The following is a 20,555-nucleotide window of genomic DNA, read 5'->3' as shown; positions in this document are numbered from 1 at the left end:
TCAGACGGTTGCGGGCGAGCGATCGGGTTCGGCATCGGCCGGGACATCAGCCTCGATTTCCTCGATCAGCTGGGTTTCGATCAGGAACGCAAGGTCGCGGAGGGTGGGAGCCTTGAAGAAGGCGGCCGGATGCAGTTCGACCTCGTAGGCCTTGCGGGCACGCGCCAGGATCTGGATCGCGAGCAGCGAATCGCCGCCCAGCTCGAACAGGTTGTCGTCGATGCCGACGCCGGCGATGCCCAGCATGTCCTGCCAGATGCCCGCAAGCACACTCTCCAGCTCGCCCTCGGGCGCGACGAAGGGGGTGTCGAGGGCGGGGCGCGGATGCTCGCGGCACTTCTTCTTCGCGGCCAGGCCGGTCTCCAGCAGGTCGAGCATGCCGTTGTCCAGCTCGCCCAGGCGCTGGTTCAGGTCGGTGGTGGAGATCACCACCTGCGCGAATGCCGGGCCGTTGACGATGCGTTCCACCGCTCGTGCGCCTGCAGGGCCATCCATGCCAATGCCTTCGGGCAGCACGCGGCCCGCGGCCATGCCCAGATCACGCCATGCGTCCCAGTTGACCGCGATGACCGGGTGCGTCGCACTGCGTTGCCATAGCGAGGCAAGCGCATCGAGGTAGGCGTTCGCGGCAGCGTAGTCGCTCATGCCCAGACCGCCGGCCATGCTGGAAATCGACGAGCACAGCAGCACGAAATCGAGCGGCTCGCCCTGCAACGCATCGAGCAGGAAACGCGTGCCCTGCAGCTTGGGCGCGAAGACTTCGTCGATCGCGGCGCGGGTGCGGGTTGCGATCATTCCGCTGTTCGCGTGGCCCGCCGCGTGCACGACGCCTTGCACCATGCCGAAGCGCGCGCGGGCCTGCGCGGCGGCGGCCTTCATCGAGGCCGCGTCGGCCACGTCCGCCGCGACCACGAGCACTTCGCCGCCGAGATTTTCAAGTTCGGTCAGTTGTGCGAGTTTGGTCCGCAGTGCCTGGGGCTGCACTTCGTCCGCGAGGAGGGCTTCCCACTGGCTGCGCTCGGGCAGCGGTGTGCGCCCCAGCAGCACCAGCCGCGCCTGCCACGACTCGGCCAAGTGCCGCGCGACCGCAAGCCCCACGCCGCCGAGGCCGCCGGTGATCAGGTACACGCCCCTGGAGCGCAGGCGCTGCTGCGGCGCAGACCCGCACGGCAACGGCGCATAGGTCTTGACCCAGCGATGCGGGCCGCGATAGGCCACGAGCGTTTCGTCGTGCGGCGCCTGCCTCGGCGCAGCGAGTTGGCGTGCCAGCCACGCCTCGGCGACGCTGCCTGGCACAGGCAACACGACATCGGTCACCCGGCAGGCGATGTGCGGATACTCCTGCGCGATCACCTTGCAGAGGCTGAACAGCATCGCCTTCTCGGGGCACAGCGGCTCAAGGCCTGAAACATCCTCCATCTGGTTCGCAACGACTTCGATCGATAGCTTTCGCGCCCGCCCGCCAGAAGTGCTGTCGATGGCCTGGGCCAGCGCCAGCAGACTGAAGTAACCGCGCTCCATGACCTGCTCGGATGGCAACGGTGACAGCAACAGCGGCTGCTCATCCACGCTCCACAGGTGAAAGACCCTGGTGACAGGTCCGGAGTCGGACTGCACTTTGCGCAGCAACTGTTCATGGTCCCTGCGTTCACCAGGGCGAACGGAGAAATGACGCAGGCCTGTCTCGGCATAGCCAATGCCCAGCACCACCCGCACCACCGCATGCCCAGGTGCATCGGCCTCCAGCTGACGGATCAACGCATCCGTCAGCCCGCTCTCTTCTGCGAACACGAGCGTGCACCCCTCGACCGGCGCAGGCGTCGACGACGCATTCGCGGGCGCGGTACGTTGCCAGACCGGCACGTGGAATGCGTCACCGCCCTTGCGCATGGACGATGTCGGCGCTTCGTTGCCCGGCTCGGGCATGTCGGTCCAGTACGACTGGCGCTGGAACGGATAGGTCGGCAGCGGCACCCGGCGGGCCTGCCGCCCCGGATGGCACGCGGCCCAATCGATGTCGACACCCGCGCACCAGAGTTGACCCATTGCGCTCGCCATCTGGCATTCGTTGTGCGCCTGCTTCTGCGGATGGACCTGGCTCGACAGGATGACTGCCGCCGAATCGGCCAACGGGTGCTGCCGTGCGAGGCCGGCCAGCGTCTCGCCGGGACCGACTTCCAGCAGCACGCGGCCCTTGGCGCGCAGCAGTTCCGCCACGCCGTCCGCGAAGCGCACCGTGCCGCGCAGGTGCTGGCCCCAGTAGGCCGGATCGATCGCCTGCTGCGCCGTGATGGGCTTGCCCGTGACGTTGGAGATGAAAGGAATGCGCGGCGCAGACCGTGGCACGGAAGCAATCACCTGCTGCAATTCGGCCACGATGGACTCGGTCATCGCCGAATGGGAGGCGATCGAAACCCGCAGGCGACGCGGCATCAGCCCGCGCGCGAACAGCTTCTGTTCGGCCGCCTCGATGGCCGCCATCGGGCCGGCGAGCACGCACAACTGATCCCCATTGATTGCGGCGATGTCGCAGCCTGTGGCCAGGAAGGGCGCGAGTTCGGATTCCGACAGCGCGATGGCGGTCATCGCGCCCGGCGACATCGACTGCATCAACCGCCCGCGCGTGGCAACGATACGCAACGCGTCTTCAAGGCTGAAGACGCCCGCCAGGCAGGCCGCCACGTACTCGCCCAGGCTGTGGCCCAACATCAGGGCGGGCTGCACGCCGCGCGACATCCACAGCCGCGCCATCGCGTACTCGACGCTGAACAGCAGCGGCTGTGTGTATTCGATACGGCCCAGTTGCTCGTCGGCCTCCGCTTCGTCACCGGTGGCCGGATAGAGCAGTGGGCGCAGGTCCATGCCCATGCCCATGACCTCGCGCAGTGCAGCGCAGCAGCGGTCGATCTCCTCGCGAAAGACCGGGTGGTCGCGGTAGAGCGCGAGCCCCATGTTCACGTGTTGCGTGCCCCCGCCCGGAAAGAGGAACGCGACCTCGGGCGCGACATCGGGGACGCGGGTCGCATGATCGAAAGCATTCTCGGGCGCGCGCAATGCCTGCACGGCCGTCACCAATCCGTCGGCCACGACAGTGCCCCGGAACAACATGGCACGCCGGCCGGTCTGCAGCGTGTGCGCGACATCGGCGAGCGATGCATCGGCATCAGCTGCTTCCAGATGATCGGCCAGTTGCTGAGCGGCCATCTGCAGGGCCGTGGTGTTGCGGGCCGACAGCGGCATGACCTGCCAGGCCGATCCCTGTGCGGCGTACCGCTGCGCAGGCGCCTCTTCGAGCACCACGTGCACATTGGTACCGCCAATGCCGAATGCGCTCACACCGGCGCGACGCGGCGTGGGACCATCTGGCCACGGTCGGCATTGCGCGTTCACATAGAACGGGCTGCCTTCAAAATCGATCTGCGGATGGGGCCGCTTGAAATGCAGGCTCGGTGGCAGCGTGTGGTGCTTGAGCGCCATCGCGGCCTTGATCAACCCCGCGACGCCGGCCGCCGCATCGAGGTGCCCGATGTTCGTCTTGACCGAACCGACAGCGCAAAAGCCGCGCCGCTGGGTGTCGGCGCGAAACGCCTGCGTGAGCGCCGCGATCTCGATCGGGTCGCCCAGTGTGGTGCCGGTGCCGTGCGTCTCGACGTAGCCGATGGTGTCGGCCGAGACGCCTGCAATCAGTTGCGCCGCGCGAATGACTTCGGCCTGCCCGTCGATGCTGGGCGCGGTGAAGCCGACCTTGGCCGCGCCATCGTTGTTGGCCGCCGTGCCCTTGATGACGGCATGGATGGTGTCGCCATCGCGCAGCGCTTCGTCCAGGCGCTTGAGCACGACCACGCCCGCACCGCTGCCGATCACCGTGCCATCGGCATCGGCGTCGAAAGCCCGGCAATGGCCATCGCGCGAAAGGATCGCGCCGGCCTGGTAGCGGTAGCCGCCCTCTTGCAGCAGGTTGAGCCACACGCCGCCGGCCAGGGCCATGTCGCAATCGTGGCTCAGGAGCGCCTGGCAGGCGGTGTGCACGGCCGTGAGCGAGGTGGAGCAGGCGGTCTGCACGCTCACGGCGGGGCCGCGCAGGTCGAGCTTGTAGGCGACACGCGTGCACAGAGACCCGCCGGAATTGCCGCTCATGAGGCCCAGCAGATCGGCGATGCCGGTGTGTGCGCCCAGGCCGAAGGACGGCAGCAGGTTGCGGATCAGGTAGACGTTGGTGCCCTCGCCCGCATAGACGCCGACCTTGCCAGGCCAGCGTGCCGGATCGCAGCCCGCATGCTCGAGCGAGGCCCAGGCGCACTCCAGGAACACGCGTTGCTGTGGATCTAGGTTCTCGGCTTCGCGTGGCGTGTAGCCGAAGAAGCCGGCATCGAACTGGTCGAAGCCCTCGAACACCACGCCGGCCTTCACATAGTCGGGATCGTCCAGCAGGCGCTGTGGAATGCCGCGCTCGCGCAGTTGGTCGTCGGTGAACGCCGACACCGACTCCACGCCGTCGCGGATGTTGCGCCAGAAGCCATCGACGTCATCGGCGCCAGGAAAGCGCCCGGCCATGCCGACGATGGCGATCTCGAGGCCGGTCGGCTCGACGGTATCTTGGAGCTTGAACATCAGTTGACTTTCTCTGCCGCTTTGCGGCGTTGAAGCATCGCGGCACGCTGGCGCAGTGCACGCTCGTCGCCGCTGGCGGTGGATGCGATGGCGGCTTGCACGCCGCCCTGCTCGATCCAGTCCGCGAGCGATTCGACGGTGGGGTACTTGAAGAGATTGACCAGTGGGAACGTGGCCTGCAGTCGGTCTTCCAAAAGCCGGTGTGCACGGATCAGCAGCAGCGAGTGCCCACCGAGATCGAAGAAGTTGTCGTGCAGGCCGACCTGTTCGACCTGCAGTACCTCCGACCAGATGGCCGCAAGCGTGCGCGCCACGTGGCCTTGCGGTGCCACGTAGGTGCTCGCGCGGCCCAGCTCCGCGGGCTCGGGCAGCGCCTTGCGGTCGACCTTGCCGTTGGCATTGAGCGGCAGGGCTTCGAGCACCACCACGGCGCGCGGCACCATGTAGTCGGGCAGCACCTGTCGCAGATGTTCCCGCAGCGCTGCCGTGTCGATGCGCTCGTGTGCATGCGCCGCGATGTAGGCCACCAACGATGCGCCATCCACGCCCTCGCGCGCCACCACGACGGCTTCGCGCACGCCAGGCTGGGCGAGGATCTGCGCCTCGATCTCGCCCAGCTCGATGCGAAAGCCCCGGATCTTCACCTGATGGTCCATGCGACCGAGGTACTCGATCTGGCCCTCGGCGTTCCAGCGCGCGAGATCGCCGGTGCGGTACAGCCTTGTGCCATCGCCAAAGGGGTTGGCCACGAAACGCTCGGCACTCAGGCCCGGTTTGTGGAGGTAGCCGCGCGCCAGGCTCACGCCGCCGAGGTACAACTCGCCGGCGACGCCGCGAGGCACTCGGTGGAGGTCGGCATCAAGGATGTGGCATTGGGTGTCGCTGATCGGCTGGCCGATCGGCACCAGCCGCTGGTCGCTGTCATCGCATTCCAGCCGGCAGGTCCAGCGCGTGACGTGGATGGTGGTCTCGGTTGGGCCGTACAGGTTCTGCAGCGTGGCGCCACTCAGGCGCCGCAGCGTCTCCTTCTGCATTTCTGCGGGCATGGCCTCGCCGCCGACGATGATGTGCTTGAGTCGCGTACTGGCCTCGATGTCCTTGTGCGCCAGAAAAGCCTGGAGCATCGACGGCACGAAGTTGAGCGTGGTGATCTGGTGGCGCTGGATCAGTTCGACCAGACGGGCTGGATCACGGTGATCGCCCGGGTTCGCGACGACCAACCGCGCGCCTGCGGTCAGGGGCCAGAACATCTCCCACACCGACACGTCGAAGCCGAAGGGCGCCTTGTGCAGCACGGTGTCGGCGCGGCTCAGGCAGTAGGTCTGCTGCATCCAGGCCATGCAGCTGTGCACTGCGTCGTGGCGCACCGCGGCACCCTTGGGCCTGCCGGTCGAGCCCGAGGTGTAGATGACGTAAGCCAGGTTCTCACCATGCAGGGCAACGCGCGGATCGTCTTGCGGCTGGTCGGCAAAGTAGCCGCCATCGACTTCGAGCTTGACCAGACCGGCACGCGCGGTGATCAGGTCGCGCGTGGCACGGTGCACGAGCAGCAGCGCGATGCCGCTGTCTTCGACGATGTAGTCCAGCCGTTGCACCGGATATTCCGGGTCGAGGGGAAGGTAGGCACCGCCGGCCTTGAGGATGCCGAGCAACCCCACCACCATCTCGACGGAGCGCTCCATGGCGATGCCCACGCGCATATCGGGCTGCACGCCCAGCGCGATCAGTCGGTGCGCCAGGCGATTGGCACGGCGGTCGAGCTCGGCAAAGCTCAGTGCCTCGTCGCCGAACAGCAGCGCGACGGCTTCGGGCTGCTGCTGTGCGTGCCGCGCGATCTGATGGTGCAACGGTTGCGGCTGCGGTTCGTGCCGCGCGTTGACGCCCCATTGCGCGAGTTCCGACTTTTCGGGCGCGCTCAACAGGTCGATGTCGCCCACCGCACGGCGCGTGTCGGCGCACAGTGCAGCCAGCACTGCCACGTAGTGCTGCGCCATGCGCGCGATGGTGTCCCGCTCGAACAGGTCTTGGGCGTAGATCACGTCGAGCATCAGCCGCCCATCAGGCCGCTCGCGGGCTTCCAACACCCAGTCGAACTGGGTCTGGAGATCAGGCAGCGCATGGTCCTGCACCGCGATGCCTTCCAGGCGCTGCAGCGCGCGGTGGTCCTCGAACAGGTGATTGAACATCACCTGGAACAACGGGCTGTGGCTCATGCTGCGCTCGGGCTGCAGGTGCTGCACGAGGTGGTCAAAGGGCAGGTCCTGGTGGGCCTGTGCACCGAGCACGGCCTGCCTGGATTGCGCCAGCACCTGCGACAGTGCCGTGCGGCCATCGATCGGGTTGCGCAGCACCAGCGTATTGACGAACAGGCCGATGACGTTTTCGAACTCCACGCGGTTGCGGTTCGCGATGGCGGCGCCGACGCGGATCTCTTGCTGTCCGGTGTAACGATGCAGCAGCACCTGCAGGCCCGCCAGCAGCACCATGAACAGCGTGCCACCGTCGGCCTGCGCCACGCCACGCAAACGGTCGAGCAAGACCGTGGGCAGTTCGAAGGCATGCCGGGCCGCGCGGTAGCTCGCCTGGGGCTTGCGCGGGTGGTCGGTGCGCAGTTCGAGCACCGGGTGCTCGTCGCCGAGTTGCGCGCGCCACCAGGCAAGCTGGCGCTCTGCTTCGCCGGCAGCGAGCCAGTCGCGCTGCCACACGGCGTAGTCGGCGTACTGCACGCGCGGCACGGGCAGCGCCGCCGAACGGCCCTGCAGGCGCGCCGCATAGCCCGCGGCGAGTTCGTCGAGCAGCACCTGCATCGAGGCGCCGTCGGACACGATGTGGTGCATCACCACGGCAAGCACCTGGGTGTCGTCGGACAGGCGCAACAGAGCGGCGCGCAGCAGGCCGCCCTGGGTGAGGTCGAAGGGCGTGGCCTTGATGCGGTGGGCTTCTTTGTCGAGGAACTCCCCGCGCTGGCCTGCGGGCACAGCACGCAGGTCGATCACTTCCAGCGCGAAGGTGGCCGAGGGCTGAATCCATTGCGCAGCGACGCCGTCATCAACCGCACGAAACACGGTGCGCAGCGACTCATGGCGCGCGACGAGATCGTTCAACGCGCCTTGCAACGCATCGACTTGCAGCGCGCCGGTGAGGCGGAGCGCGCCGCTCATGTGGTACGCCGCGCTGCTCGGGTCGAGCTGCCAGAGGAACCACTGGCGCTCCTGGGCATGGGACAGCGGCAGCGCATCCAGCCGACGCTCAGCCGGCAGCACCGCGATGGGCGCCAGGCGCGCGCGCGCACCTTGGGCACCTTGCACCAACCGCGCCCGAATGGCGGCCGCACTTTCCTGCAGCCTCGGGTGTTCGAACATCAGGCGCACCGGGTAATCAATGTCCCAATGGCCCGCTATGCGTGCCGCGGCCTGCGTGGCGGTGAGCGAGCTGCCGCCACGCGTGAAGAAGTGCGCATCGCGTCCAAACGGCCTCGCGTCGGCGGGCTTGAGCACTTCGCGCCAGATGGCATCGACGGCGCGCTCGGTGTCGTCGAGCGCGAGAAGTCCGGCTGACGCATCGACCGGTCCACCCTTGATGAAAGTACCCCGCTCGCAGATCGCGTAGGCGTCGGCACTGCGGTCCAGCCAGGCGGCACGGCAGGCGCCGCGCTGCAGCTTGCCGCTCGTCGTCTTGGGCATGCCGCCTGGGTTGAGCAGCAGCACGACCGACAGTGGCTCACCGAACACCTCGCTCACGGCCGCGCTGAGCGCCTCGACCAGCACGTGCGGCGGCACCAGCTTCTGCATGCTGCGCGAAACCTCGGCCGCGGCGCCGATCCCCTCGCCGTCAGGCCCGCTGGCCGCGAAGACCGCGACACGACCCTTGCGTACGGCATCGACCTCGGCCTCGATGACACGCTCGATGTCCTGCGGATAGAGGTTGTGTCCGCGCACGATGATCAGGTCCTTGATGCGACCGGTCACGTACAGCTCGCCGTCGCAGACGAAGCCGAGGTCGCCGGTGCGCAGCCAGCGGCGTCCTTCGCGCTCAACGAAGGTCTCGCGCGATTCGCGCTCCTTGCCCCAGTAACCTGCGCCGACGCTCGGCCCATGCACCCAGATTTCGCCGATGCAGCCTGGCGCTGCCACCGACAAGGTTGCGGGGTCGACGATCTCGATGTGGTGGTCGACGGCCACCGCGCCGCAGCCCACCAGCAAGGTGCCGCCGTCGCTGGGGTGGCCCTGGCCGCTGGCCAGGCCCTCGGCGCTGAAGCCGCGCGCCACCATGCCGCCGCCGCGTCGGCCGCCGGTCACGAACAGCGTCGCTTCGGCAAGGCCGTAGCAGGCATAGACCGCACCGGGGTCGAAGCCGGCGGCGGCAAAGCGCTCGATGAAGTCGGATTCGGTGTCGGCACGTACCGGCTCGGCGCCGGTGTAGGCCACGCGCCAGCTGGACAGGTCGAGCTGGGCGATCTGCGCATCTTTCACCCGCTCCAGGCACAGCCGAAACGAGAAGTCCGGGCCACCACTGAGTGTCGCGCGATGGTGCGAGATCAATTCGAGCCATCGCACAGGGCGCTCGAGGAAGTAGCGCGGCGAAGTCAGCACCAGGGGAATGCCGCTGTAGAGCGGCTGCATCAGGCCACCGATGAGTCCCATGTCGTGGTACAGCGGCGCCCACGAGACGAACTTGTCATCCGGGCCAATGCCCATGCCGACCTGGATCGCATGCTCGTTGGCCATGAGGTTGCCGTGCGTCACGATGACGCCCTTGGGTGCCGAGGTCGAGCCCGAGGTGTACTGCAGGAACGCGATGTCTTCGTCCGCCGGCTCGAACGGCTGCCACGCATCGGCAAGCGCGGGGTCGACGGTGTCGACCGCAACGAGGGTCACTTCACCGAAACGCCGGTCACCCGCTGCCATCGCTTCGCTGAATGCGGCCGATGTAAGCGCGCAGCGTGCCTGCGAATCGATCGCCACGCCGGTGAGCCGCGCCAGATGCTGCGGCCGAGTGGATTCGGGCGGGAACACCGGCACCGCGATCACGCCGCTGTAGAAGCAGGCCAGCATGCTCACCGCATAGTGGTCGCCGTTGTCCAGCATGACAAGCGCGCGATCGCCCCGAGCGAACTGCTGCTGCAACCGCGCCGCGAGCGCGCGCACGCGTTGCTCGAAGACGGCGTAGGTGAAGGACAGCTCATTGCGCACGCCATCGACTTCGTCGACCACCGTGAGCCAGACATCGTCCGGTCGTCGTTGCGCCAGTGCGCACAGATGCGCCACGAAGTTGCGCGGAGGGTGGCAAGCGGATGCCTTGGCGAGCAGTTCGTTCATACCCAACTCTGATGCGTTTGAAGATGGCTGGTCGGCAGACGCCGCGCGAGTGCAGCGAGGAAAGCCGTCTCGTGCTGCCGCAGAAAGAAGTGGCCGCCCTCGATCCAGTCGAGAGTGAAAATGTCGGCAGTCTCATGAGACCAGGCCGCCATGGCCGACGCTTCGATGTCGTCCTGCCTACCGGCGAAGGCGCAAACGGGCAGTCGCAGCGGCGGCTCGCCGATGGCATGAACGTGGCTGCGGCAAACGCGGCGGTCGGCGCGCAGCGTATCGAGCGTGATACGCATGAGTTCGTCGCTTGCGAACACGTCTTCAGGTGTACCGCCTTGCTTGCGCAGTTCGGCGATCAGTGCAGCATCGTCTTCCCCGCCGGCGAAGCGTTCAGGATCGCGTCGTGAAGGGGCTGCGCAACCGGACAACAGCAACGCGCGCGGCAAAGGCCTCTGCAAGGACTGAAGCCGTCGGGTCACGCCGTGCGCGAGCAAAGCACCCATGCTGTGCCCGAAGAGCGCGAACTCGCCGCCCATCGCCCCCGCTTGCTCCTGGCACAGCCTGGCGACGAGCGCGTCGTAGTTCTCGCAGAAGGCTTCGCCCATGCGCGCCCCACGCCCGGGCAATTCCACGGGAACGATGTGCACCCATGGCGGCAGGAAGCGTCGCCAGCGCAGATACATGGTGGCACTGGCGCCCGCACAGGGCAGGCACAGCAGCGAGAACTTCGCCGACCCGGACCTCATCGGGAGGTCGCGCTCCCAGCCTGCTGCTCCTGCTGCTGCATCCAATCGCGCAGCGAGCGGGGCCGCATGTCGGTCCAGGCGCTCTCGACGTGCGCAAGAACGGTTTTCTTGTCGCCCCTGACCCCTTCGACGGCGGTCCATCCGCTGGGGATGGCCTTCCAGTGCGGCCAGATCGAATACTGGTCTTCATGGTTGACCAGCACGATGAAAGTCTCGTCTTCACGGTCAAAGCAACTCGTCGACATCGGTGCATCCTTGTGTGATTGAACAGAAGGGGCGGCCGATGTCCGGTCGCGGACCGGATCGAATCACGGCGCCCCTGCCAACAGGACGCTTGGCAGGCGAATCTGTTCATTTCACGCCGGACCCCCGAGGGACGCGACCGCGTTTTTTATGCAGGGCGCGGATCAGTTGCGCGCAGGCGGCGTTGCGTCAGGGCGAGGCGATTCGTCGCCGTCATGGAAGTCGTTGACCGGCGGCACGAACCCCGCGAGCAGCCACAGTTGTGCGGCCTTGGCGTAGGCGCGGCGATGGGCGGGGTCGGCCACGAGCCAGGCGGTCATTTCAGCGCGCGCGCGGTCATCGAAGCTGTCGCGGTCGTGCTCGCGCTGCACCCAGTCCCAGGCGGTGTTCCAGAGGGGATCGTCGTGTTCCTGTGTCATGCGCGAAGCAGCTCGTGTACCCGCATTCTCGCGGCAAAGCGCTTCGCTTCGTCTCGCGCCTCATGGGCGCTCGCTCATCTAGCGCGAGTCGCTTTCAAACAGCAGATGACCGCACGTCTTGATGGCCATCGCGGCTTCGGCGATCAGGCCGTTGACGAGACCCAGCGCGCATCCCAGGCGCTGCGCGATCTCGCGCTGCGTGAGACCTTCCAGCCGGTAGAGCTCGAACACCATCCGCGTTCGCGGAGCGAGCCCCGCCAGCACTTTGTCGATCGCGCAGATCACCTGGCGCTCGCACATCATGCGGTCCGGTGTGGCAGCGGTCGCAGGCATGTCGAGCTGCTCGACGTCGATGTCGAAGGTGCGGTAGCTTGCTTCGACGCGATGGCGACGGCAATAGTCCAGCGCCATGTTGCGCACCACCTGGCAGCAATAGCCGATCGGCCGGTCGGCATGCCGCATGCAAGGGCCGTCGACCAGCTTCAGATAGGCGTCCTGCACCACATCGTCAGCCAGATCGGCCGTATTGACAATCTTCCGGGCAACGCGCCAGAGGTGGGCCCGGTTGGCAATGAATACCTCCCCGAGCGATGGTTCAGGCGAGTGCGATGACATGTTCAACACGTTTTCGTCCAGTGAGCGGGCCGTCTGGCCGCAGGTTTGATTACTACTTTTGACTCACAAATATGAATAAGAATCATTTACACTTATAGGCGGACTTTGAGTGAACTTGATGACGCTCCAGATCAATGCTTGAAAATTGGGGGGATTCCGGCTCCGCGTGCGCAGCCGGCGTGGCTAGCCAGGGTCGCTCCGTCGGGGTTGCAATGATAGATCACTCTGTTTCGTGAAAGAGTTCACAAAAAATCATGCTGAGTGCCTCAACGTTGCTTCCACTGCTCACAAGTGACATCCATCTTTGGTTCTGTTTTCACAGCGATGCCGCCAGCATGGCGTCGACTGCGGCCTGTCGCGCGCTGCTGACACCGCAAGAGCTGGCGCAACAGGACCGCTTTCACTTTGCGCGTGACCGGCACCGCTATCTCCTGACACGCGCACTGGTGCGCTCGGTGCTCTCGCGCTACGCGCCAGTGCCAGCGCAAACCTGGAGCTTCGGCAAAGGTGCTTTCGGCCGGCCTCGCATCGAGGCACCCCTCGTGCACGAGGCTCGCGGCCTGAACTTCAACCTGAGCCACACCGACGGCCTCATCGTGATGGCGCTGGCGCGCGATATCGACCTGGGCATCGACGCGGAAAACATCGACCGCAGGGCGCCGCTCGACGTAGCCGATCAGTTCTTCTCGCCCGCTGAATCAGCCGCATTGAACGCCCTGCCCCCCGCGTTGCAAGCCGAGCGCTTCTTCGCGCTGTGGACGCTCAAGGAAAGCTACATCAAGGCCCGCGGCATGGGCCTGCAGCTGGCGCTCGACAGCTTCAGTTTCATGCTGGACGACAGCGCCTGTATCGAATTCGCGCTTGCCGATCCGAACGACCACAGCGCGCAGCGTTGGCACTTCTGGCAGTTGCAACCCACCCCCGCGCATCGGGTGGCTGTTTGCGCTGCGCCGGACCGCTCAGTCCCTGCGCGCATCGTGTGTCGCGAGGTCCTCGCGCTGCAATCGGACCAGCCGCTCTCGGTCCCCACCATCCGCACGAGCGGTTGCACCCCCTCGACCACAGAGGGACCGTCCGAGCTCAGCCGCGGCGCTGCTTGACCGCCTGCGACAGCGTCTCGAGCACCGCAGTCGAGTCGTCCCAGCCCAGGCAGGCATCGGTGATGCTCTTGCCGTATTCCAGGCCGCCGATCGTGTCGACGCCGGGGGTGAACTTCTGAGCACCTGCCGTCAGATGGCTCTCGACCATCACGCCGAACACGCTGCGGCTGCCGCCCGCGATCTGCCGTGCGATCTCCTGGGCCACATCGATCTGTTTTTGGTGTTGCTTGCTGCTGTTGGCATGGCTGCAGTCGACCATCAGCGTGGGCGGCAGCTTGGCGACTTCGAGGTCGCGGCACGCGGCAGCCACGCTCTCGGCGTCATAGTTGGGCGCCTTGCCGCCGCGCAGGATCACGTGGCAGTCGCGGTTGCCGTGGGTCTGCACGATGGCGACCTGGCCATTCTTGTGCACCGACAGGAAATGGTGGCCACGTGCCGCCGCCTGGATGGCATCGGTGGCAATGCGGATGTTGCCGTCGGTGCCGTTCTTGAAGCCGATCGGCGCCGAGATGCCCGAGGCCAGTTCGCGGTGCACCTGGCTTTCGGTGGTACGCGCACCGATCGCGCCCCAGCTGATCAGGTCGCCGATGTACTGCGGGGAGATCACGTCGAGGAACTCGCTGCCCGCGGGCAGGCCCAGGCGGTTGATATCGATCAGGAGCTGGCGCGCCATGCGCAGGCCCTCGTCGATGCGGTAGCTCTCGTCGAGGTACGGGTCGTTGATGAGCCCCTTCCAGCCGACCGTGGTACGGGGCTTCTCGAAGTACACGCGCATGACGATTTCCAGCGAATCAGCGTACTTGTCGCGCTGCACCTTGAGGCGGCGGGCGTACTCCAGCGCGGCCGCCGGGTCGTGGATCGAACACGGGCCCATCACCACCAGCAGGCGGTCGTCCGAGCCGCTCATGATGTTGTGGATGCTGCGGCGGGTACCGGTGATCAGCGTCTCGGCGGACGTGCCGCGGATGGGGAAGAAGCGGATCAGATGTTCGGGGGGCGGGAGCACGTTGATGTCCTTGATGCGTTCGTCGTCGGTCTGGCTGGTTTTCTCGACGTGCGCATACCAGCTGTCGCTGGTCGGGGCGGAAGGATGGGTCATCTCGGGTGCTCCAGTGTTGTTAGAAATCAGAAGGGCATAAAAAAAACCGCCGGGGCGTGAGCGCCGGCGGTCTTGGGAGGGGGTGTACGTTTGTTTTACGCGCTCGCCTCTAGGCCGCCGGAAATCCGGAACCAAAAGTACGAAAAATAAAATGCGGCGCGCAAAGACATGGAGCGCAATGTAGCACAGGGTTTGGGCATCCGCTGTTGCGAAGGCGCGTCAGGCCGTGCCGCCGACAGTGAGACCGTCGATGCGCAACGTGGGCTGGCCCACGCCCACCGGCACGCTCTGGCCTTCCTTGCCGCAGGTGCCCACCCCGGAATCCAATGCCATGTCGTCGCCGATCATGGTCACGCGGGTGAGCGAATCCGGACCATTGCCGACGATGGTTGCACCCTTGACGGGGTACTGGATCTTGCCGTTTTCGACCCAGTAGGCCTCGCTCGCCGAGAACACGAACTTGCCGCTCGTGATGTCGACCTGGCCGCCACCGAAGTTGGTGGCGTAGAGGCCTTTCTTCATGCTCGCGACGATTTCCTGCGGGTTCTTGTCGCCGCCCAACATGTAGGTGTTGGTCATGCGCGGCATCGGCACGTGCGCGTAGCTCTCACGACGGCCATTGCCCGTGGGCTTGACCTTCGACAGTCGCGCGTTGAGCGAGTCCTGGATGTAGCCCTTGAGAATGCCGTCCTCGATCAGCACGTTGCGCTGGCTCGCATTGCCTTCGTCGTCGACGTTGAGTGAACCGCGCCGGTCAGCAATGGTGCCGTCGTCGAGCACCGTCACGCCCTTGGCCGCCACGCGTTCGCCGATGCGGCCCGAGAAGGCGCTGGAACCCTTGCGGTTGAAGTCGCCCTCCAGCCCGTGACCGATGGCCTCGTGCAACAGGATGCCGGGCCAGCCCGGGCCAAGGACCACGGTCATCTCGCCAGCCGGCGCGGGCCGCGAATCGAGATTGGTCAATGCGGCCTTGACCGCCTGGTCCACATATTCGGCGATCTGCGCGTCGTCGAAATAAGCCAGGCCGAAGCGGCCACCGCCGCCGCCCGAACCCATTTCGCGGCGGCCGTTCTGCTCGGCGATCACGGTCACCGACAGGCGAACCAGGGGGCGCACATCGGCCGCCAGCGTGCCATCGGCCCGCGCCACCAGCACCACGTCGTACTCGCTGGCCAGGCCGGCCATGACCTGCGCCACACGCGGATCGCGCGAGCGGGCCAGTTTTTCGGTCTTTTCGAGCAACTTGACCTTGGTGGCGCTGTCGAGCGTCGAAATGGGGTCGATGCCGTTGTAGAGCGAGCGGCTCGACGCGATCTTGCGCGTCGGCGTCTTCACGCGGGCGGTTCGGCCGGCCGAGGAGATCGAGCGCACGGTGCGCGCCGCATCGAGCAGCGAGGCCTCGGAAATGTCGTCGGAGTAGGCGAAGGCGGTTTTCTCGCCGCTGACCGCGCGCACGCCCACGCCCTGGTCGATGCTGAAGCTCCCGGTCTTGACGATGCCCTCTTCCAGGCTCCAGCCTTCGCTGCGGGTGTACTGGAAATAGAGGTCGGCGTCGTCCACCTTGTGCGCGGTGATCTCGGCGAGCGCACGAGACAGATGCGATTCGTCAAGTCCGAAGGGCGTGAGCAGGAGCTGCTGCGCCGTGGCGAGGCGCTCGATGGTGGGTTCGCGAGAGATCATAAAAAGCATTATTGCTCGCCCCCAGGCTGCGCGGCACTTCGTGTCCGCTTCGCCTACCCCCTGCCGGGGGCAATGCCTGTGGCCCGGCGGAGCCGGTTCCACGGCATTCCACGCGGGCGGCCTGGCTGCGCCGGCCGTCTGGACGCGCGCGGCGAGGCGGGGGTCAGGTCTGCATCAACCGTCTGGCGCGGGAGATCGACATCAGGATGCCCAGCGCGAGGCCGAGGGTGACCATGGCGGTGCCGCCGTAGCTGATGAAGGGCAGCGGCACACCCACCACGGGCAGGATGCCGCTGACCATGCCCATGTTCACGAAGGCATAGGTGAAGAAGATCATGGTCACCGCGCCGGCGAGCAGGCGCGAAAACATGGTGGGCGCATCCAGCGCGATGGCCAGGCCGCGGAAGATCAGGAAGATGAAAGACGCAATCAGCAGCAGGTTGCCCGCCAACCCGAATTCCTCGGAGTAGGCTGCGAAGATGAAGTCGGTGGTGCGCTCGGGGATGAACTCAAGGTGCGTCTGCGTTCCCTGCATGAAGCCCTTGCCGCCGAAGCCACCCGAACCGATGGCGATCATCCCCTGGATGATGTGAAAGCCCTTGCCCAGCGGGTCCTTGCTTGGGTCGAGCAGCGTGCACACGCGCTGCTTCTGGTAGTCGTGCAGCACGCGCCAATCGAAGCCGTCGGCGCACAGGGTCGACTCATAGCCAATGATCAGCGTCACGGCGACGACGCCAATGAGCACCGGCGGCACGATCAGCTTCCACGGAAGGCCGGCGAAAAAGATCACCGACATGCCCGCGGCCAGCACCAGGAGCGACGTCCCCAGGTCAGGCTGCTTCATGATCAGGCCCACCGGCACCGCCAACAGCAGGGTCGCCACCACGAAGTCGAGCGGCCGCAACTGCCCTTCCCGCCGCTGGAACCACCAGGCCAGCATGAGCGGCATGGCGATCTTCAGGATCTCGCTCGGCTGGATCACCATGCCGACGTTGATCCAGCGCCTGGCCCCCTTCTTCGTGATGCCGAAGACCGCCACCGCGATCAGCAGCGCCACGCCCAGGGTGTAGAGCGGGACCGCGCAGGTCATGAGCCGCTGGGGCGGCACCTGCGCCACCAGGAACATGATGAAGCCGGCCAGCAGCATGTTGCGGCCGTGGTCCATGAAACGCGTGCCGTGGTCGTAGCCGGACGAATACATCGTCATCAGCCCCGCGCAGGCGAGCAGGAACACAGCGAAGGCGAGAAACCCGTCGAAGCCCTGGAACACGGGCGCAATGCGGCGTGCCAGCGAAGGTTGATTGAAGACAGCGGACATCGGCGCGGATTATCGACGCGCGCCAGCCGCTATCGAGGAATATCTATCAGGACGACCGTGCGGCCAGGTCGGCTTTCGACCGCCAACCGGGCGCCGATGGCTTCGGCACGGGCGGCGAGTGCGCGCGGCAGCCGGGCGGCGTCGAAGCCGCGCCCATCGTCGATGACCCGGATGCGCACCGCGGCTCCCTGCATCGTGGCCTCGATGCGCAGGTGGCTCGCCTGTGCATGCTGCAGCACGTTGGACACAGCCTCGAACAGCAGGAACTGGAGCTGGCGCAGGGCCGGCACGTCCAGCCGCGCCACGGGTTCGAGCGCATCCACGCCCCACTCGAGCGCGATGCCCGCGGTCGCAAAGCGCGGCGCGAGGCGGTAGCGCAGACCGGCCAGCACCCCTTCCACGTCGCCCGCCGGCAGATGCATCGCATCGATCGACAGCTTGAGCTGATCGAGTGAGTCGCGCAGGGTGTCGAGCAGGTCCTCGGACGACGCGCGGCCCGACTGCAGTTGCCGGATCGCCGCACTGATGTGGGCCCCCACACCATCGTGCATGTCGCGCAGGATGCGCTCGCGCTCCTGCAGGCGTTCCTGCTCGCGCGCGGCGATCTCCAGGCGCCCGTAGGCGGCCGCCAGTTCGCGCTCGCGCTCGGCAACGCGGACAGCCAGCGTCTGCAGCAGGTCGCGTGCCTGCACGCTCGCCGTGCGAAAGCGGTGCACGACCAGGGCCAGCAGCACCAGCGCAAAGAACAACGAGGTGTAGCGCACCCAGGTCGTGTCGCCATAGGAATGGCTCAGCCGGATGACCAGCCAGTCGCGCACGGCCACAGCGACCGTCAGCACGATGGTGCTCGCCACCCACACCCGCGCCAGGTTGGGTCGGCGCACGGTCGCCGCGACAAAGAAAAGCGCATAAGCCGTCACGGCGGTGATCTCCAGCGCCAGCCAACCGGTCAGCCAGCGCGGCTCGGCACGGGTCAGGGCGACGTAGCAGGCGATGACCGGCATCGTGAAAACGAGGACAGTGCCACGCCGCAGCCAGCGCATGGCGGGCCGGTCCTGCCAGCCGGCCAGGTGCTGGCAGAACATCACGGCCGCGCCGGCCCAGCCCGAATAACACGCAGTCATGAGCACGCCCCACGCGGCCCAGGGCAGCGGCGGCTGCCGGATGGCCCCGTCCGCCACGCGCAGCGCCCAGCAGAACTCGGCCAGCGCCGCCCACAGGTACAGGTTGTCGCGGCGTCGGTCGCCCGGGGCGGCGGGGTCCGTCTGCGTGAACCAGAGCGCCAGCGAAATCGCACCCACCAGCATGCTGAACGCCGCCAGCAGCACCGAGCCGGTGAAGCGCCAGGCGTAGGCCGGTTCGAAGTAGGCGTCGCGCACCGCCTTCGCCGGCCCCAGCGTGAGCCGGGACAGGCCGGCACGACGGCCCGTGTCGGCACGGATGCGGATCTGGATCACATTGGCACCGGACTGCAGCAGGTGCGCAGGCAACGGCACGTAGATCGGCGCCTTGGCGTAGTCGGCACCGCCGCCTTCGGCCAGATCGCCATAGGTTTGGAGCAGGTGGCCGTTCAGGCGGATGTCGAAGGCATTGCCCACCCGCGCGATGAACAGACCCCAAGGCTGGTCGGGCGCCTCGGCCAGCGTGAAGGGAAGATCGAAAACGGCCTCGCCCGGACGCCCGCCGTGCTGGCGGTCCCAGTGGTAGGGCAGCACGACCGGGCCACTCGCAGTGACGCCATCGACCGTGCTCGCCACCGTGCCCGCACCCCATTCGACCCCCCATCGGGCCTCGGTCGCTTCGGGCATCTCGGGCACCCCGACGTTGGCGCCAGCAGCAAGCACCGCACCGAACGGCGCCAGTGCGCACACCAGCCACCACGCCCGCCACACCAGGAGCGCGCGACGCATACGCGCGTCAATTGGGAAAACGCAGCAATCCGAGCCGCGTCGCCTCGAACACCGCCTCGTTCTTCGAGTGCACGGCGAGCTTTCCGTAGAGGTTCTTGATATGGGTCTGCACCGTGTGCACGCTCAGCGTCTTCAGCCGTGCGATCTCTGCGTAAGAGAAGCCCCGCGCGATCAGCGCAAGCACCTCCTGCTCGCGCACCGACAGCAGCGCAGGCGCCTCGTCCATGGCCGCCGACGCCACCGGCGTCCCCACGGCGGCCGGCATCCCGTCACGTTCGCGCGCCGATGCCGTCTGGAGCAGGCGGTATTTCGCGAGCACCCGCCGCGCGATCATGGGCGAGATGGGCGAAGCGCCGGCCTTCATATCGAGGATGGTCTGGGCCAAGTCGCTCGGCAAAGCGTCCTTGTGCACATAGCCGACGGCACCGGCCTCGATGCTGGCGAGCACGTGGTCCTCATCGCCGAACACGGACACGACCATGGTCTCGCAGCGCGGAAACCGCAGATCCGTCGCGCGGATCACGTCGAGCCCGCTGCCGTCGGGCAGGCCGAGGTCGACCAGCAGCACGTCCGGCGCGAGCGACGACGACGCGAGCCATGCGAGTGCCTGGGCCCTTGTGCCCACGCCGCCCAGCCAGCGCAGCGAGGGACTGGCGCGCACACTCCGCTCGAAAGACGCGCGTGCAGGCTCGTCGTCCTCGACCACGAAGACGCTGATGGGCCGTACCGCGCAACAGGAATGAGCGTCGTTTTGCATGGACGTCCAGCATAGACCTGAAACAGTTGAAAGTGTTCGTTTCACAACGGGATTTCGCCAGCACTCTCTTCCTCTCTCGGCTCTTCGTACGCCGCGGCGATCGCATCGCGGGCACCGCAGGTAGCATGCCGCCCATGACCGCCACCCACGTGCTCTACCTTCATGGCTTTCGCTCCTCCCCGCAGTCGATGAAGGCCCGGCTCGTCGCCCAACACGTCGCGCAACGCCATCCGGGCGTGACCTGGTGGTGCCCGCAATTGCCGCCTTCCCCGCGCGAGGCCATGGCCCTGGTGCTGCAAGGCATTGCCGACTGGCCGCGCGACGCGATGGCGGTGATCGGCTCCTCGCTGGGCGGCTTCTATGCGAGCCACGTGGCGGCGGTGACCGGCTGCCGCGCCGTGCTGCTCAACCCCGCGGTCGATCCGGCCCGCGACCTCGCGCGCTACATCGGCGAGCAAACCGCCTGGCACGATCCGCAGCAGCATTTCTACTTCCAGCCCGAATTCATCGGCGAACTGCGCGCACTGGAAGTCGCACCGCTGCCGCGCGCCGAACAGGTGTACGCCGTCATCGCCAAGGGCGACGAGGTGCTCGACTGGCGCGAAATGACGGCGCGCTACCCTGGCGCCTGCATCACGCTGCTCGAAGGCGGTGACCACGCGCTGTCGGATTTCGAGACCGCGCACCTGGGGCCGGTCATGGCCTTCGTCGATCCGGCCTGACCCGCGGCAGCACGCCCCCGTCTGCA

13 protein-coding genes are annotated in these 20,555 nt (G+C 66.8%); 2 read left to right on the top strand and 11 right to left on the bottom strand.

What is annotated here, in order from left to right; all coding sequences use genetic code 11:
* The 6 genes from J2W36_RS19860 to J2W36_RS19835 form a co-directional block, all read right to left on the bottom strand.
* Positions 1 to 4,611, bottom strand: a complete 4,611-nt coding sequence (locus J2W36_RS19860) for a type I polyketide synthase (RefSeq protein ID WP_307691491.1) — start codon at positions 4,609 to 4,611, stop codon at positions 1 to 3.
* On the bottom strand, positions 4,611 to 9,929 hold the full coding sequence (locus J2W36_RS19855; RefSeq protein WP_307691490.1) for a non-ribosomal peptide synthetase: 5,319 nt from the start codon (positions 9,927 to 9,929) through the stop codon (positions 4,611 to 4,613). Before J2W36_RS19855 ends, J2W36_RS19860 begins: the two co-directional genes overlap by 1 nt.
* Positions 9,926 to 10,666, bottom strand: a complete 741-nt coding sequence (locus J2W36_RS19850; RefSeq protein ID WP_307691489.1) for a thioesterase II family protein — start codon at positions 10,664 to 10,666, stop codon at positions 9,926 to 9,928. The genes J2W36_RS19855 and J2W36_RS19850 overlap by 4 nt, the downstream gene beginning before the upstream one ends.
* Positions 10,663 to 10,911 carry an MbtH family protein gene (locus J2W36_RS19845; protein WP_307691488.1) on the bottom strand — a complete coding sequence of 83 codons (249 nt, stop codon included), beginning with the start codon at positions 10,909 to 10,911 and terminating at the stop codon, positions 10,663 to 10,665. Before J2W36_RS19845 ends, J2W36_RS19850 begins: the two co-directional genes overlap by 4 nt.
* 162 nt (positions 10,912 to 11,073) lie before the next feature.
* On the bottom strand, positions 11,074 to 11,328 hold the full coding sequence (locus tag J2W36_RS19840) for a FecR/PupR family sigma factor regulator (RefSeq protein WP_307691487.1): 255 nt from the start codon (positions 11,326 to 11,328) through the stop codon (positions 11,074 to 11,076).
* A gap of 78 nt (positions 11,329 to 11,406) precedes the next feature.
* Positions 11,407 to 11,943 (bottom strand): sigma-70 family RNA polymerase sigma factor, encoded by a 537-nt coding sequence (locus tag J2W36_RS19835; protein WP_307691486.1) that lies wholly within the window; start codon positions 11,941 to 11,943, stop codon positions 11,407 to 11,409.
* A 335-nt stretch (positions 11,944 to 12,278) separates the two neighbouring features.
* On the opposite strand from J2W36_RS19835, the gene J2W36_RS19830 reads away from it, so the two are divergent.
* On the top strand, positions 12,279 to 13,043 hold the full coding sequence (locus J2W36_RS19830) for a 4'-phosphopantetheinyl transferase family protein (protein ID WP_307691485.1): 765 nt from the start codon (positions 12,279 to 12,281) through the stop codon (positions 13,041 to 13,043).
* Here the strand turns inward: J2W36_RS19830 and J2W36_RS19825 are convergent.
* The 5 genes from J2W36_RS19825 to J2W36_RS19805 all read right to left on the bottom strand — a co-directional run bounded on the left by J2W36_RS19825 (position 13,024) and on the right by J2W36_RS19805 (position 19,807).
* Positions 13,024 to 14,142, bottom strand: coding sequence for a 3-deoxy-7-phosphoheptulonate synthase (locus tag J2W36_RS19825; RefSeq protein WP_307691484.1), 1,119 nt, complete (start codon positions 14,140 to 14,142; stop codon positions 13,024 to 13,026). The two genes, J2W36_RS19830 and J2W36_RS19825, sit on opposite strands and share 20 nt — an antisense overlap.
* A 219-nt stretch (positions 14,143 to 14,361) precedes the next feature.
* Complete coding sequence (tldD, locus tag J2W36_RS19820; RefSeq protein ID WP_307691483.1) at positions 14,362 to 15,822, bottom strand: metalloprotease TldD; 1,461 nt, start codon at positions 15,820 to 15,822, stop codon at positions 14,362 to 14,364.
* Positions 15,823 to 15,985: 163 nt separating this feature from the next.
* Positions 15,986 to 17,140, bottom strand: coding sequence for a rod shape-determining protein RodA (rodA, locus tag J2W36_RS19815; RefSeq protein WP_307691482.1), 1,155 nt, complete (start codon positions 17,138 to 17,140; stop codon positions 15,986 to 15,988).
* 29 nt (positions 17,141 to 17,169) lie between these two features.
* On the bottom strand, positions 17,170 to 19,050 hold the full coding sequence (locus J2W36_RS19810; RefSeq protein ID WP_307691481.1) for a sensor histidine kinase: 1,881 nt from the start codon (positions 19,048 to 19,050) through the stop codon (positions 17,170 to 17,172).
* 7 nt (positions 19,051 to 19,057) lie between these two features.
* A complete protein-coding gene (locus J2W36_RS19805; protein WP_307691480.1) occupies positions 19,058 to 19,807 on the bottom strand; it encodes a response regulator transcription factor in 750 nt (249 codons plus the stop codon).
* A 125-nt stretch (positions 19,808 to 19,932) separates the two neighbouring features.
* On the opposite strand from J2W36_RS19805, the gene J2W36_RS19800 reads away from it, so the two are divergent.
* A complete protein-coding gene (locus tag J2W36_RS19800) occupies positions 19,933 to 20,529 on the top strand; it encodes a YqiA/YcfP family alpha/beta fold hydrolase (RefSeq protein ID WP_370869356.1) in 597 nt (198 codons plus the stop codon).
* Positions 20,530 to 20,555: the final 26 nt, after the last annotated feature.

This window comes from Variovorax ginsengisoli (assembly GCF_030811835.1).
Lineage (GTDB): Bacteria > Pseudomonadota > Gammaproteobacteria > Burkholderiales > Burkholderiaceae_C > Variovorax > Variovorax ginsengisoli_C.
The sequence above is the reverse complement of the archived record's forward strand: the minus strand, read 5'-3'. Positions and strand labels throughout refer to the sequence as shown.